Annotated in this window: 11 protein-coding genes; 7 read left to right on the top strand and 4 right to left on the bottom strand. The window is 74.9% G+C overall.

The window, feature by feature from the left end:
• Positions 1-137: 137 nt before the first annotated feature.
• Positions 138-1,199 carry an ATP-dependent DNA ligase gene (locus tag ACFCX4_RS00455; RefSeq protein WP_376137596.1) on the bottom strand — a complete coding sequence of 354 codons (1,062 nt, stop codon included), beginning with the start codon at positions 1,197-1,199 and terminating at the stop codon, positions 138-140.
• A gap of 152 nt (positions 1,200-1,351) precedes the next feature.
• Between ACFCX4_RS00455 and ligD the strand changes: the two genes are divergently transcribed.
• The 3 genes from ligD to ACFCX4_RS00440 all read left to right on the top strand — a co-directional run bounded on the left by ligD (position 1,352) and on the right by ACFCX4_RS00440 (position 3,997).
• Positions 1,352-2,362, top strand: coding sequence for a non-homologous end-joining DNA ligase (gene ligD, locus ACFCX4_RS00450; protein WP_376137594.1), 1,011 nt, complete (start codon positions 1,352-1,354; stop codon positions 2,360-2,362).
• A gap of 349 nt (positions 2,363-2,711) precedes the next feature.
• Entirely contained in the window at positions 2,712-3,125 is a 414-nt protein-coding gene (locus tag ACFCX4_RS00445; RefSeq protein ID WP_376137592.1) for a hypothetical protein, read from the top strand.
• Entirely contained in the window at positions 3,122-3,997 is an 876-nt protein-coding gene (locus ACFCX4_RS00440; protein ID WP_376137590.1) for an aminoglycoside phosphotransferase family protein, read from the top strand. Before ACFCX4_RS00445 ends, ACFCX4_RS00440 begins: the two co-directional genes overlap by 4 nt.
• Positions 3,998-4,114: 117 nt before the next feature.
• Here ACFCX4_RS00440 and ACFCX4_RS00435 read toward each other — a convergent pair whose 3' ends face one another.
• The 3 genes from ACFCX4_RS00435 to ACFCX4_RS00425 form a co-directional block, all read right to left on the bottom strand.
• Entirely contained in the window at positions 4,115-4,657 is a 543-nt protein-coding gene (locus ACFCX4_RS00435) for a hypothetical protein (RefSeq protein WP_376137588.1), read from the bottom strand.
• A gap of 124 nt (positions 4,658-4,781) precedes the next feature.
• A complete protein-coding gene (locus ACFCX4_RS00430) occupies positions 4,782-5,435 on the bottom strand; it encodes a hypothetical protein (RefSeq protein ID WP_376137586.1) in 654 nt (217 codons plus the stop codon).
• Positions 5,432-6,667, bottom strand: coding sequence for an 8-amino-7-oxononanoate synthase (locus ACFCX4_RS00425; RefSeq protein WP_376137584.1), 1,236 nt, complete (start codon positions 6,665-6,667; stop codon positions 5,432-5,434). Before ACFCX4_RS00425 ends, ACFCX4_RS00430 begins: the two co-directional genes overlap by 4 nt.
• Before the next feature lie 225 nt (positions 6,668-6,892).
• Between ACFCX4_RS00425 and ACFCX4_RS00420 the strand changes: the two genes are divergently transcribed.
• The 4 genes from ACFCX4_RS00420 to ACFCX4_RS00405 are packed head-to-tail and all read left to right on the top strand — an operon-like array spanning position 6,893 to position 12,839.
• Positions 6,893-7,345, top strand: a complete 453-nt coding sequence (locus ACFCX4_RS00420) for a WXG100 family type VII secretion target (protein ID WP_376137582.1) — start codon at positions 6,893-6,895, stop codon at positions 7,343-7,345.
• A 25-nt stretch (positions 7,346-7,370) separates the two neighbouring features.
• Positions 7,371-9,632 carry a hypothetical protein gene (locus ACFCX4_RS00415; RefSeq protein WP_376137580.1) on the top strand — a complete coding sequence of 754 codons (2,262 nt, stop codon included), beginning with the start codon at positions 7,371-7,373 and terminating at the stop codon, positions 9,630-9,632.
• Positions 9,619-10,290: a hypothetical protein gene (locus tag ACFCX4_RS00410; RefSeq protein WP_376137578.1), complete on the top strand. Its 672-nt coding sequence runs from the start codon at positions 9,619-9,621 to the stop codon at positions 10,288-10,290. Before ACFCX4_RS00415 ends, ACFCX4_RS00410 begins: the two co-directional genes overlap by 14 nt.
• A 56-nt stretch (positions 10,291-10,346) precedes the next feature.
• Positions 10,347-12,839: a DEAD/DEAH box helicase gene (locus ACFCX4_RS00405; RefSeq protein WP_376137602.1), complete on the top strand. Its 2,493-nt coding sequence runs from the start codon at positions 10,347-10,349 to the stop codon at positions 12,837-12,839.
• Positions 12,840-12,912: the final 73 nt, after the last annotated feature.

Genomic DNA, 12,912 nt, shown 5'->3' with positions numbered 1-12,912 from the left:
GTGGCGCGGATCCTGGAGGCGACCGTCCGCCCGGCGGCCGGGGGGCCGCCCCGGGGGGGGGGGGTCGCGCCGCCCCGCGCCGGGGCGTCCAGCCGAGGGGGGGGCGCGGGCCCGGGCCGGGGGGCGGGGCCGCCGCGTCAGGTCCCGAGCACCCGGGCCAGGTCGTAGGAGACCGGTTCCTCCAGCTGCTCGTAGGTGCAGCCGGCGGGCGTGCGGTCGGGGCGCCAGCGGCGGAACCGGGCGGTGTGCCGGAACCGGGTGCCCTCCATGTGGTCGTAGGCCACCTCGACGACGCGTTCGGGGCGCAGCGGGACCCAGGAGAGGTCCTTGCCGCCGGTCCAGCGGCTCTGGGCGCCGGGCAGCCGGGCGCCGGCGTGGGCGGTTTCGTCGGCCCGGGCGCCCCAGGGGTGGGCGGCGAGGTCGGTGGTGCGCAGCGGGGCGAGTTCCTCGGCGAGTTCGCGGCGGCGGGCCATCGGGAAGGCGGCGCAGACGCCGACGTGCTGGAGGCGGCCGTCGGCGTCGTGGAGGCCGAGGAGGAGGGAGCCGACGACGGGGCCACTCTTGTGCTCGCGGTAGCCGGCGACGACGCAGTCGGCGGTGCGTTCGTGTTTGATCTTGTACATGGCGCGTTCGCCGGGCCGGTAGGGCTGGTCGAGGGGCTTGGCGACGATGCCGTCGAGGCCGGCGCCCTCGTACTGGGCGAACCAGGTCCCGGCGAGGTCGTGGTCGGTGGTGGCGGGGGCGGTGAAGACCGGGTCGCTGGCGCCGGCGAGGGCGGTTTCGAGGGCGTGGCGGCGTTCCCGCTGGGGGTGGTCGAGCAGGGAGCGGTCGTCGAGGGCGAGGAGGTCGAACGCGATGTAGGAGGCGGGGGTGCGTTCGGCGAGGAGGGCGACCCGGCTGACGGCGGGGTGGATGCGTTCGAGGAGTTCCTCGAAGCGCAGACGGCCGTCGCGGGCGATGACGATCTCGCCGTCGAGGACGCAGCGCGGGGGTGTTTCGCGGCGCAGCGCCTCGACGAGTTCGGGGAAGTAGCGGGTGAGGGGTTTGCCGGTGCGGCTGCCGAGTTCGACCTCGTCGCCGTCGCGGAAGACGAGGGCGCGGAAGCCGTCCCACTTGGCCTCGTACTGCATGCCGGGCGGGATCCTGGCGGTGGCCCTGGCGAGCATCGGGGCGAGCGGCGGCATGACGGGGAGGTCCATGCTGCCGATCCTCGCGCCGAACGCGCAGGGGCGCGCGGCGGGACCGGGCGCGGGGCCGGGGCGGGCCTCCGGGGCGGGAGGGGCGTCGGTGGGGGGAGGGGCCCAGGGGGCAGGACGGGCGCGGCGGGCGGGGCGCGCTTAGCGTGGGAGGCATGGGCGCTGCCGTGGAACTGGATGTCGCCGGGCGGACCGTCCGGCTGTCGAACCCCGACAAGGTGTACTTCCCGGAGCGCGGGTTCACCAAGCTGGACGTCGCGCAGTACTACCTGGCGGTGGCGGAGGGGGCGCTGCGCGGGCTGCGGGACCGGCCGACGACGCTGCAGCGGTTCCCGGACGGGGTGGAGGGCGAGTTCTTCTACCAGAAGCGGGCGCCGAAGGGCCTGCCGGAGTGGCTGGAGACGGCGCGGATCGCCTTCCCGAGCGGGCGTTCGGGGGACGAGATCTGCCCGGCCGAGCCGGCGGCGGTGCTGTGGGCGGCGAACCTGGGGTGTCTGACCTTCCACCCGTGGCCGGTGCGGCGCCAGGACACCGAGCACGTGGACGAGTTGCGGATCGACCTGGATCCGCAGCCGGGCACGGACTTCAAGGACGCGGTCCGGGTGGCGCACGAGCTGCGGGCGGTGCTGGAGGAGCAGGGCCTGCGGGGGTGGCCGAAGACCTCGGGCGGGCGGGGGCTGCACGTGTACGTGCCGCTGGTGGCGCGGTGGTCGTTCACCGACGGGCGGCACGCGGTGATCGCGCTGGGCCGGGAGCTGGAGCGGCGGCTGCCGGGGCGGGTGACCACGGCGTGGTGGAAGGAGGAGCGCGGGGAGCGGATCTTCGTCGACTACAACCAGATGGCGCGGGACCGCACGATCGCCTCGGCGTACTCGCTGCGGGCACGGCCGCGGGCCACGGCGTCGGCGCCGCTGCGCTGGGAGGAGCTGGACGACGCGCTGCCGGAGGACTTCGACCTGCGGACGCTGCCGGCCCGGTTCGCGGAGCTGGGTGACCCGTTCGCGGGGATGGAGGGCGAGGCGTTCCGGCTGGAGGGCCTGCTGGAGCTGTACGAGCGGCAGGTCTCGGAGGGCGCGCAGGGCGAGCTGCCCTACCCGCCGGACCATCCGAAGGCGGCGGGCGAGCCGCCCCGGGTGCAGCCGAGCCGGGCGCGGAACAAGCCCTGATCCGGGGCCTGCGTGGTCGCGTAGGCTGAGCGGCCACGAAGATCACGCAGGGGCGGTGCCGCGGTGGGTGCACGGGGGTTGCGGGAGGTCCTGGCGGACGCGGCGGGCGGGCGCGGCCGCGTCGGCGGACGGGGCGGTGGTGGCGCAGCCGTCGCCGCGCGACGCGGGGGTGGTGGCGTTCCCGGCGCACTCGGTGGTGTTCCCGGACGAGGATCCGGTGCGGGTGCGGGCCGCGCCGGCGGCCGCGCCGGGCGATCCGCTCGCGTCGCCGCTCCGTCCGCCGCTTCGTCCGCTCCGTCCGCCGCTCCCGGGCTCGCCCGCGGGCCCGCCCGCGGCGCGGACCGGCCGGGTGAACGGGAGCGTCGACCTGCCGACGGTGGCGGACCGGCCGGCGGGCCCGTCGCCGCTCGGGGTGGAGCCGGTCGTGGACGGGGAGCATCCGCGGGTGGTGCGGGCGCTGCGCCACCACGAGGACGTGCGGGTGGACGAGCGGGTGTTCGGGGCGCAGGACGGGCTCGCGGTGCTGGTGCTGGTGCTGGTGCCGGGGCGCGGGGTGGCCAGCCGGCGGGAGTGCGCGGCCGAGGGGGCGGCGGGGGCGCGCGGGCGCGGCCCGGGGCGGGTGGCGGCGCGGCACCCGGTACCGGAGGGCGGGTGGGCGCGGTCGCGGCGAGCGCCCGGCAACGCGACGAGTGTGCGGGCCGTCCGGGCGGCCGGCCACCGGCCCGTGGGGACGAGGACGCCACTGCTGACGGAGGCGCCGTGAGCGCCTCGGCGATCGTCCCGCCGGAGGTGCGGGAGCGGCTGGTGGCGCGCTTCGGGCCGGGCGCGGGGCCTTGGTGCGAGGGGCTGCCGGCGCTGGTGGCCGAGCTGGCGGGCCGGTGGGGGCTGGTGGTGCGGGCGGCCGGCGGGGGCGGCACGGCGCGGGTGTTCCGCTGCGAGCGACGGGCGGACGGCGCGCTGGTGTGGCTGAAGCTGACGCCGGACGCGGAGGTGGCCGGGCAGGAGGCGGCCGCGCTGGGGGCGTGGCGGGGCGTGCCGTCGGTGGTGCGGCTGCTCGCCCACGACGGGGCCGGTTCGGGGGCGCTGCTGCTGGCGGACGTCGCGCCCGGCACGACGCTGCGCGAGCGCGGGTGGCGGCCGGCGGAGGTGGCGGCGCTGCTGGGCGCGCTGCGGTCGGTGCCGCCGGCGGGTTCGGCGCTGTCGCTGCCCCGGCTGGAGGAGCGGCTGGAGTTCCTGTTCGACCTGACCGGGCGGCGCGCGCCGGGGGTGCCGACGGCGGGCGCGCGGGCGCTCGCCCGGGAGCTGACGGGCGGCGGCGGGCCGGTGGCGCTGGTGCACGGCGATCTGCACCCGGCGAACGTGCTGTGGGGTCCGGACGGCGCGGTGGCGATCGACCCGCGCGCCTGCCTGGGCGACCCGGACTTCGACCTGGTCGACTGGGTGCTGGACGGCGTCGCCGACGGCGCGGCGCTGACGGCCCGGGCCGGCGCGCTGACGGCGCTGGTGCCGGGCGCGGACGCCGAGCGGGTACTGGCCTGGTGCCGGGCGACGGCGGTGCTGATCGCGGCCCCGCGCGTCGCGGCGGGCCGCCGGGACGCCGGGACGGCGTTCCTGCGGGAGCTGGCGGGGGTCTGAGCGGTCGGGGGCCGGACCGCAGGACCGGGCGCGCCCCGCCGGACCGGGCGACGCGGCGGCTCCGGGGCCCGGTGGGTCCGGCGGCTCGGGTGCCCGGCGGCTCGGGTGCCCAGCGGCTCAGGCCGCCAGGGCGCCGGCGAAGGTCGCGACCGCGCAGACCAGCAGGACCACCGTGGCGACGCCGAGGACGACGCGCTTGCGCTGGGAGCGGTCCCGGTGGCGGAGCAGGCCCTGCACGGCCGCGAACGCGGCGGCGGGGAACGCGGCGAGGGCGAGCAGCAGCAGGCTCAGCCAGGTCAGCACCCCGCCGGTGCCCGCAAGACGGCACTCGCCGTCGGCGGCGCAGGAGACCGGGACCGGTTCGCCGGTCGGGATCCGCCGGTCGGTCCGGGCGCGCTCGTTCGCGGGGCCGCCGCCGTCGGGGCGGAACGTGCCCCGGCAGTCGCCGGTCGGGCCCAGCGCGGGCCGGTGCGGGTCCGTGCGCAGGCACCGGTCGGCGACCAGGACGCCGCGGGTGCCGGTGAGCCCGGTGGCGTGGGCGAGTCCGTCACCGGCGTGGGCGGTGGCGCGGCCACCGACGGCGAGCAGTGCGAGCGCCGCCGCGAGCGGCACCACGGCCTTGACCGTCTTGACCGCCGCCCGCCGGACGTCCCGCCCCATCGCCGCTCCCCGTGCCGCCTCGCCGGGCCGCACGCCCGCAGGCCCCTGCCGACCAGGACGCGGAACTGCGCCGTCCGGTTCGGTCCCGGGGGGCGGCAACCGGCGGTGGGCGACGGACCGGAGGTCAGGGCGCGATGCCCGGGGAGGTGATGTCGGGGCCGGCGGCCAGCACACCGACGTAGCCGACGAGCAGCAGGAGCGCCACGAGGGTGCCGGTCGTCCTCCTCAGCACCCGGCCCGGCCGGCGCCCGGCGGCCAGGACGCCGAGCAACGCGCCCGCGGGGAGCGGCGCGAGGCCGATGAGCAGCAGGCCGAGCCACCAGACCGCGGCCCGGGTCCCGCTCTCGTGGCAGCGCCCGTCCGCGCAGCGCACCTCGATCTCCTCGTCGGGGCCGACGGTGCGCGCGTGCAGCGTGCAGCAGTGGGTGGGATCGCCGCCGTCGGGGGTGAAGCGGCCCTCGCAGCCGGGCGGCGGGTGTCCGGCGGGAGTCGACTCTTCGAGGGAAGGCGGGTGTCCGGTGGACGGCGGGCCTTCGACCGGCGGCGAGTGCTCGGCGGGCGGCGGGCGTTCCACGGAGGCCGGCGGGCGTTCCTCGGAGGCCGGGCAGGCCTCGCGCAGGAACCGGCCGTGCACGCCGACCGTGCCCGTGGCCCCCGAGAGGCGCGGGGCGGTGAGGGCGACGGCCACGGCGGCGAGCGCGACCAGGAGGAGCGCGCCGACGCCCCCGGCGAGCCGTGCGGCCCGCCGCGGCAACCGGGGCCCGGCGGCCGCGCTCACGCCCCGACGGACCCGGGCCCGTCGTCCGGAGCGGTGGCGGCGATGATCCGGACCGCGTCCGTGATCTGATCGTCCGTCAGATCGCCCCGGGCGGTGAGGCGCAGGCGCGAGACACCGTCGGGGACGGACGGCGGACGGAAGCAGCCGACGGCGAGGCCGGCGCGGCGGCAGGCGGCGGCCCAGGCGACGGCGGCCTCGGGGCCGGGGGCGCGCACGGAGACGACGGCCGCGTCGGGGCGGGAGGCGTGCAGGCCGGCGGCGGTGAGGCGGGCGGCGAGGAGGCGGGCGACCTCGCGGGCGCGTTCGGCGCGCCCGGGTTCGGCGCGCAGCAGGCGCAGCGCTCCGAGGGCGGCCCCGGCCGCGGCCGGGGCGAGACCGGTGTCGAAGATGAAGGTGCGGGCGGTCTCGGTGAGGTGGCGGACGACCCGCCGGGGGCCGAGGACGGCGCCGCCCTGCGAGCCGAGCGACTTCGAGAGGGTGACGGTGGTGACCAGGTCGGGCGCACCGGCGAGCCCGGCGGCGGCCGGGGCGCCGGCGCCGCCGGGGCCGAGGACGCCGAGGCCGTGCGCGTCGTCGACCAGCAGCGCGGCGCCGAACCGGCGTGCCGCGGCGGCGTGTTCGGCGAGCGGGGCGGCATTGCCGTCGACCGAGAAGACCGAGTCGGTGACCACCAGCGCCCGCCGCCGGGTGCGCCCGGCGAGGGCGGCGGCGACGGCCTGCGGGTCGCCGTGCGGGGCGCGGTGGACCTCGGCGCGGGCGAGCCGGCAGCCGTCGATCAGCGAGGCGTGGTTGTGGGCGTCGGAGACGATCAGGGTGTCGGGGTCGGTGAGCGCGGTCAGCGCGGCCAGGTTGGCCGTGTAGCCGGAGGAGAACACCAGGGCCGCCTCCGCGCCGCAGAACGCGGCCAGCTCCTCCTCCAGTTCGGTGTGCAGGGAGGTGGTGCCGGTGACCAGCCGGGAGCCGGTCGCCCCGCCGCCCCAGCGCAGCGCGGCATCGGCGGCGGCCCGGGTGACGGCGGGGTGGCGGGTGAGACCGAGGTAGTCGTTGCCGGCGAGGTCGAGCACCGGATCGTCGGCGGGGCGGCTGCGCAGCGTCCGGGTGAGCCCGGCCCGGGCCCGCTGCCCGGCGGTCTCGTCGAGCCAGTCGAAGACGGCGCCGGGCGCGACGGCGGACGGCAGGGACGGCGACGGCGGGGACGACGACGGCGGTGCGGACGCGGTGCGGTTGACCATGCCCGGCACTCTGGCACGGCGGGCGCGGCGCGGGCAATGTGCGCCGTGGCACGGACCCGGGCCGGAAAGTGCGCGGAGGACACCTTTGCATTGAATGGAGGACGTTCGGAATTCATTTCCCGTTCGGCTGTTCCGGACCGGATCTTCCGCTTGCCGGAAAGGCGGCCGATCGTTCGCGCTCCCCCGGTAATGTCCCCACCACTCGAACATTCCTGGGGGGACGAGGTGGCAGACCTCGAATTCGAGCGACGGATGAACCCGTGGCTCTTCGACAGTTCCGGAAACCTCACCGAAGAGGCGAAGAAGCAGTTCCCCGATCTGGCGGCGGCCGCCACCGGGGCACCGCCGCCACCGGTCAGCTTCCGGCCGGGCGGCGGGGGGCCGTCCGTCAAGGCCGATCCGGGCATGATCCGCCAGGCCGGGACCAACGCCGCCGCCCTGCGCGAATCGGTCCGCCGCGAGTGCGAGGGGCCCTCGGAGCACGTCCTCGGTACGGTCTCCGCGCTGCCCGGCTGGAACCTGTCAACCGCTCTCAGCACCGCGTGGAGCGTCTGGTCCGGCCAGGCCCGCACGCTCGGGGAGACCGTCGGGACGATCGGCAGGAACCTGCACACCACCGCGCAGAACTACGAGAACACCGAGACCGCGATCCACAGCCAGTTCGCGACGCAGCACTGAGGAAGGGACGGACCGGCAGACCACCATGGTCACGTACACCCAGCTCCAGAAGGCCGATCTCACCGCCCTGGGTGCGGCGGCGGCCGACTTCGAGAAGATGGTCCGCTCCTGGGACCTCTCGACCAGGATCCAGAACGAGGTGATCGGCCCGGTCCAGCAGTCCGGCTGGCACGGGCCGAGTTCGGAGGCCGCGGCCACCGCGCTCACCCAGGCACGCGACCAGGTCAAGGCCGCTTTCGAGGAGGCCTCGGCGATAGCGCGGACCCTGCGCGACGCGCACGACGAGTTCGTCGCCGCGAGGAAGGACCTCCAGGTGGCCGTCCAGCACGCGGCCGAGAAGGGACTGACCGTCACCGACGACGGCAGCGTCCACTGGCCGCCGGCCACCGACCCGGCCGACAAGCGCGACGCGGATTACGCCAAGGCCCAACAGGCCAACGCCCAGGCCGCCGCTCAGGAGATCGGCAAGGCGCTGGACCGTGCCACCGAGGCCGACTCCGCCGCCGCTCTGGCCCTCGCGATGGACACCGGCAACGACACCAAGAGCTTCAACAGCACCCCGCTGGGCAGCGTCGCCGATGCCGAGGCCAAGCAGGCCGCCCAGATCCTCAGCCTCGGCCGTGAGGCCACCGACGCCCAGCTCGCGCAGTTGCAGGCCCTGCTTCAGCACCACTCCGGCGACCCCCGGTTCGCCACCGCCTTCTACGGCGGCCAGGACCCGGGCACCTTCCTCGCCTCCTACGGCGCACTCGCGCAGAGCGGCGACTTCGGCGGCGGCCCTGCCCGCAAGGAAGCGATCAAGGGCATCCAGGAAGGGCTGGGCCTCACGCTGGCGACGGCCACCAGCACCGCGCAGCAGCCGCACCTGCCCACGGGCTGGGCCGACCGCCTGCGCCGGGCCGGCAGCCGGCACATCCAGATCGCGCCCGGGGCCGCGTACGACTCCAGCCCGTACGGCTACCAGATCCTCGGCAACATCCTGCGCAGCGGCAACTACGACGCCGCGTTCCTGAAGCCGATCGCCGAGCACGTCACCCAGCTCACCCAGGAGAACCCCGCGCGCTGGGACGCGGTGGCGATGAAGGGCGGCGCGCCGTTCCAGGAGTTCTGGTTCACCGGCACGCCGGACGAGAAGGGCGACTACCACGGGTTCAACCCGATGGGCTCGGTGCTGAACGCGCTCGGACACAGCCCGGACGCCGCCACCAGGTTCTTCACCGAACCGCCGACGACGTACTGGCCGGACGGCTCGGTGAAGAGCACCGGCGGAGCGAACACCTACTTCCAGCAGCTCACCGACACGGGCGAGCGCTCGTTGCTGCGCGACGTCTCCTACCCGCTCGGACCGAACAACGGCAAGGCGGGCCCGCTCCAGGTGGAGGCGCTCGGCCACGCCCTGGAGGCGGCGGCGACCGGCCGGGGGTACGACGACGAGACGGGGCCGCTGCCGCCGCACACCAAGGAGACGGGCCGGGTCATGAGTCAGGCCGTGAACCTGTTCGGGGGGCCGAACGCGTCGGCACTGCTCTACGGCGAGGGCGCGCCCTTCGGTGGGCTTCAGGAGTCGCTCGGCAAGATGACCGGCGCCTACATGGGGGACGTGCAGACTGTGCTGGCCGGTCCGTCCACCCACCTGCCGATCAACGGGGAGCGTGTCACGTTCACGCCGGAGAACGTACAACGGCTACTGATCACTCTTGGCCACGACCCGGAGGCCTACGCAGCGGTCGCCGCCGCGCAGCAGGCCTACACCACGGCGGCGATCAACGATGTCCTGCTGCACGCGTCCGACCACGGTGACCTGACCTCCGCGGCCCTCTCGGCCGCCGCACCCGGTGGCGCGGTCGCCGGACTCCTCGGCAAAGGCATGGTCGACGAGGTGTTCACCGTGGGCAAGAACAACGACGCGGAGTACAACGACGCCGTTTCGAGCACACGCGAATGGGCGGGCACGATCTGGGAGGCGACGGCCGGGTCGCTGCTGGAGCGGGCACCGATCGCCGGGCCCGTCGCCAGCACGATAGTCGACAAGATCATGGACGGCATCGCCGAGAGCTACCAGATCGACACCGGTGCGGAGAGCAGCAACAAGGCCCTGGCGGCACACAACCAGGCGTTGGCAGGAGCCCAGGGATCCGTCGAGGACGCGATCCGTGAGGCTGCGGCCCGGGCCGGACTCGACCCGAAGTACCTCAACGACCTGGCACCGGCGCTGGAGGACAAGATCAAGGGCGCGTTCGCCGCGAGCACCGTCAACCCCTGGCAGGTGACCCATGAGGAGGAGTGACGGGGCGCAGGGCGAAGCCGGCGGCCGTCGAAGGCGGATCGCCGTCGCCGCAGTCGTGGTGCTGGCACTCGTCGGCGGTGGCCTGTGGTGGTGGGGAGAACCCTCGAAGTCGGAGAACGTTCCGGCCAGTGCGTGCTGGGGCCTGGTCACGGCGGGCGACCTGCGGACGCTCACCGACGGAACCGGAGAGGCCGGCGAGGTGGCACCCATCACGCCGACCGATCTGTCGGGCCGGGCCGCCAAGGCCGCATGCACGATCGACCGGAGGCCGTCGAAGTCGGGCGCCCTGGTGGAAATCCTGGTGAGCCAGCTCGACGAGGCCGCGTACCGTGCCGCGCGCGACCACGAGACCGAGCGGGCCGGCACCGGGAAGAACGCGGTACTCGACTTCGGAGCGGGGATCGACGGATGGCGGCGGGAGGCCTTCGACCTGTATCTGTTGCTGCGCTGCGACAACGGCCGGCCGGCGGAGCCCGGGGCCGTCTACCGGGAGATCTACCTCTCAAGTGCCGAGTTCACCCTCTCCGTGGATCCGCCCGCACGGGAACGCACCCAGATCTTCGCCGACATCGCCCACCGCACCGCCGCCGAGATCGTCCGCCAGGAGGGCTGCCCCGGCGTGCAGGTCGCCGAGCGGCCGCCCCTGGTGGCGGGGTAGCTTTGCCGGGCGTGGCGGCGAGCAGGCAAGATGGGCGGGTGACACTCCTTGACCTGATGCCGAAGCCCGCCACGCCCGACGCGCTGTACGAGACGTTCGCCGCCTGGGCGGAGGAGCGCGGGATCTCGCTGTACCCGGCGCAGGAGGAGGCGCTCATCGAGCTGGTGTCGGGGAACAACGTGATCCTCGCGACGCCGACCGGCTCGGGCAAGAGCCTGGTGGCGGCCGGCGCGCACTTCGCGGCGCTCGCGGAGGGCATGCGGACCTTCTACACGGCGCCGATCAAGGCGCTGGTGTCGGAGAAGTTCTTCGACCTGGTGAAGATGTTCGGCACCGAGCAGGTCGGCATGATGACCGGTGACGCGTCGGTGAACCCGACGGCGCCGATCATCTGCTGCACCGCGGAGGTGCTGGCGCAGATCGCGCTGCACGACGGGCCCCGGGCCGACATCGGCCAGGTGGTCATGGACGAGTTCCACTTCTACGCGGAGCCGGACCGCGGCTGGGCCTGGCAGATCCCGCTGCTGGAGCTGCCGCAGGCGCAGTTCCTGCTGATGTCGGCGACGCTGGGCGACGTGCGGCGGTTCGAGGAGGACCTGACCCGCCGCACCGGCCGGCCGACGACCGTCGTGCGCAACGCGACCCGTCCCGTGCCGCTGTTCTACGAGTACCGGCGCACCTCCATGCACGACACGCTGGAGGAGCTGCTCAAGACCGGCCAGGCGCCGGTGTACGTGGTGCACTTCACGCAGAAGGAGGCGGTGGAGCGGGCGCAGTCGCTGATGAGCATCAACATGTGCTCGAAGGCGGAGAAGGACGCCATCGCCGAGCTGATCGGCAACTTCCGCTTCACCACCAAGTTCGGCCGCAACCTGTCGCGTTACGTCCGGCACGGGATCGGCGTGCACCACGCGGGCATGCTGCCGAAGTACCGCCGGCTGGTCGAACGCCTCGCGCAGGCGGGCCTGTTGAAGGTGATCTGCGGGACGGACACCCTCGGCGTGGGCGTCAACGTGCCGATCCGCACGGTGCTGTTCACGGCGCTGTCGAAGTACGACGGGCAGCGGGTGCGGATCCTGCGCGCCCGTGAGTTCCACCAGATCGCCGGGCGGGCCGGGCGGGCCGGGTTCGACACGGTCGGGCAGGTGGTCGCGCAGGCGCCGGAGCACGTCATCGAGAACGACAAGGCCGTCGCCAAGGCGGGCGACGACCCGAAGAAGAAGCGCAAGATCGTCCGCAAGAAGGCGCCGGAGGGCTTCGTCGGCTGGTCCGAGGAGACCTTCGAGCGGCTGATCGCCGCCGACCCGGAGCCGCTGGTCTCCCGGTTCAAGGTGAGCCACGCGATGCTGCTGTCGGTCATCGGCCGGCCCGGCAACGCCTTCGAGGCGATGCGCAAGCTGCTCACCGACAACCACGAGGACCGCCCGGCGCAGCGCCGGCACATCCGCACCGCGATCGCCATCTACCGCTCGCTGCTGGAGGGCGGCGTGGTGGAGCGGCTGCCGGAGCCGGACGCCGAGGGCCGGATCGTGCGGCTGACCCTGGACCTCCAGGAGAACTTCGCGCTCAACCAGCCGCTGTCGACCTTCGCGCTGGCCTCCTTCGAGCTGCTCGACCCGACCTCGCCGTCGTACGCGATGGACGTGGTGTCGGTGGTCGAGGCGACCCTGGACGACCCGCGCCAGATCCTCGCGGCGCAGCAGAACAAGGCGCGCGGCGAGGCCGTCGGCGAGATGAAGCGCGACGGCATCGAGTACGAGGAGCGGATGGAGCGGCTCCAGGAGATCACGTACCCGAAGCCGCTGGAGGAGCTGCTCACCCACGCCTACGAGGTGTACCGGCGGGCGCACCCGTGGATCGGCGACCACCAGCTGCAGCCCAAGTCGGTGGTGCGCGACCTGTACGAGCGGGCGATGACCTTCTCGGACTACGTCGGCTTCTACGAGCTGGCCCGGACCGAGGGCATCGTGCTGCGCTACCTGGCGGGCGCGTTCAAGGCGCTGGAGCAGACCGTCCCGGAGGACGTGAAGACCGACGACCTGAAGGACGTCATCGCGTGGCTCGGCGAGCTGGTGCGTCAGGTCGACTCCAGCCTGCTGGACGAGTGGGAGCAGCTGGCCAACCCGACGGAGCCGCAGAGCGCCGAGGTGGTGCTGGACGACAAGCCGGCGCCGGTGACGGCGAACGCGCGGGCGTTCCGGGTGCTGGTGCGCAACGAGATGTTCCGCCGGGTCGAGCTGTGCGCGCTGGAGCACTACGACGCGCTCGGCGAGCTGGACGGCGAGTACGGCTGGAACGCGGACCGCTGGGCGGACGCCATGGACGGGTACTGGGAGGAGTACGACGACCTCGGTACCGGTCCGGACGCGCGCGGCCCGAAGATGCTGATCATCGAGGAGGAGGACTCCGCCTGGCGGGTCCGGCAGATCTTCGACGACCCGGCGGGCGACCACGACTGGGGCATCAGCGCCGAGGTGGACCTGTACGGCTCGGACGAGGAGGGCCGCGCGGTGGTGCGGATCACCGGCGTGGACCGGCTGGACGGCTGACGTCCGGTCGGACGTGTGCTCCGTCGGTCCGGACCGACGGAGCCCGGCCGCGGCCGGGCGGGGCGACCGCCGG

The sequence above is a fragment of the Kitasatospora sp. NPDC056327 genome (assembly GCF_042261735.1).
Lineage (GTDB): Bacteria > Actinomycetota > Actinomycetes > Streptomycetales > Streptomycetaceae > Kitasatospora.
The sequence above is the reverse complement of the archived record's forward strand: the minus strand, read 5'-3'. Positions and strand labels throughout refer to the sequence as shown.

Excerpts from the sequence above, each read along its gene's own strand:
- ACFCX4_RS00435 (WP_376137588.1), bottom strand. The coding sequence starts at position 4,657 with ATGGGGCGGGACGTCCGGCGGGCGGCGGTCAAGACGGTCAAGGCCGTG.
- ACFCX4_RS00415 (WP_376137580.1), top strand. The coding sequence starts at position 7,371 with ATGGTCACGTACACCCAGCTCCAGAAGGCCGATCTCACCGCCCTGGGT.
- ligD (WP_376137594.1), top strand. The coding sequence starts at position 1,352 with ATGGGCGCTGCCGTGGAACTGGATGTCGCCGGGCGGACCGTCCGGCTG.
- ACFCX4_RS00455 (WP_376137596.1), bottom strand. The coding sequence starts at position 1,199 with ATGGACCTCCCCGTCATGCCGCCGCTCGCCCCGATGCTCGCCAGGGCC.
- ACFCX4_RS00425 (WP_376137584.1), bottom strand. The coding sequence starts at position 6,667 with ATGGTCAACCGCACCGCGTCCGCACCGCCGTCGTCGTCCCCGCCGTCG.
- ACFCX4_RS00405 (WP_376137602.1), top strand. The coding sequence starts at position 10,347 with ATGCCGAAGCCCGCCACGCCCGACGCGCTGTACGAGACGTTCGCCGCC.
- ACFCX4_RS00410 (WP_376137578.1), top strand. The coding sequence starts at position 9,619 with ATGAGGAGGAGTGACGGGGCGCAGGGCGAAGCCGGCGGCCGTCGAAGG.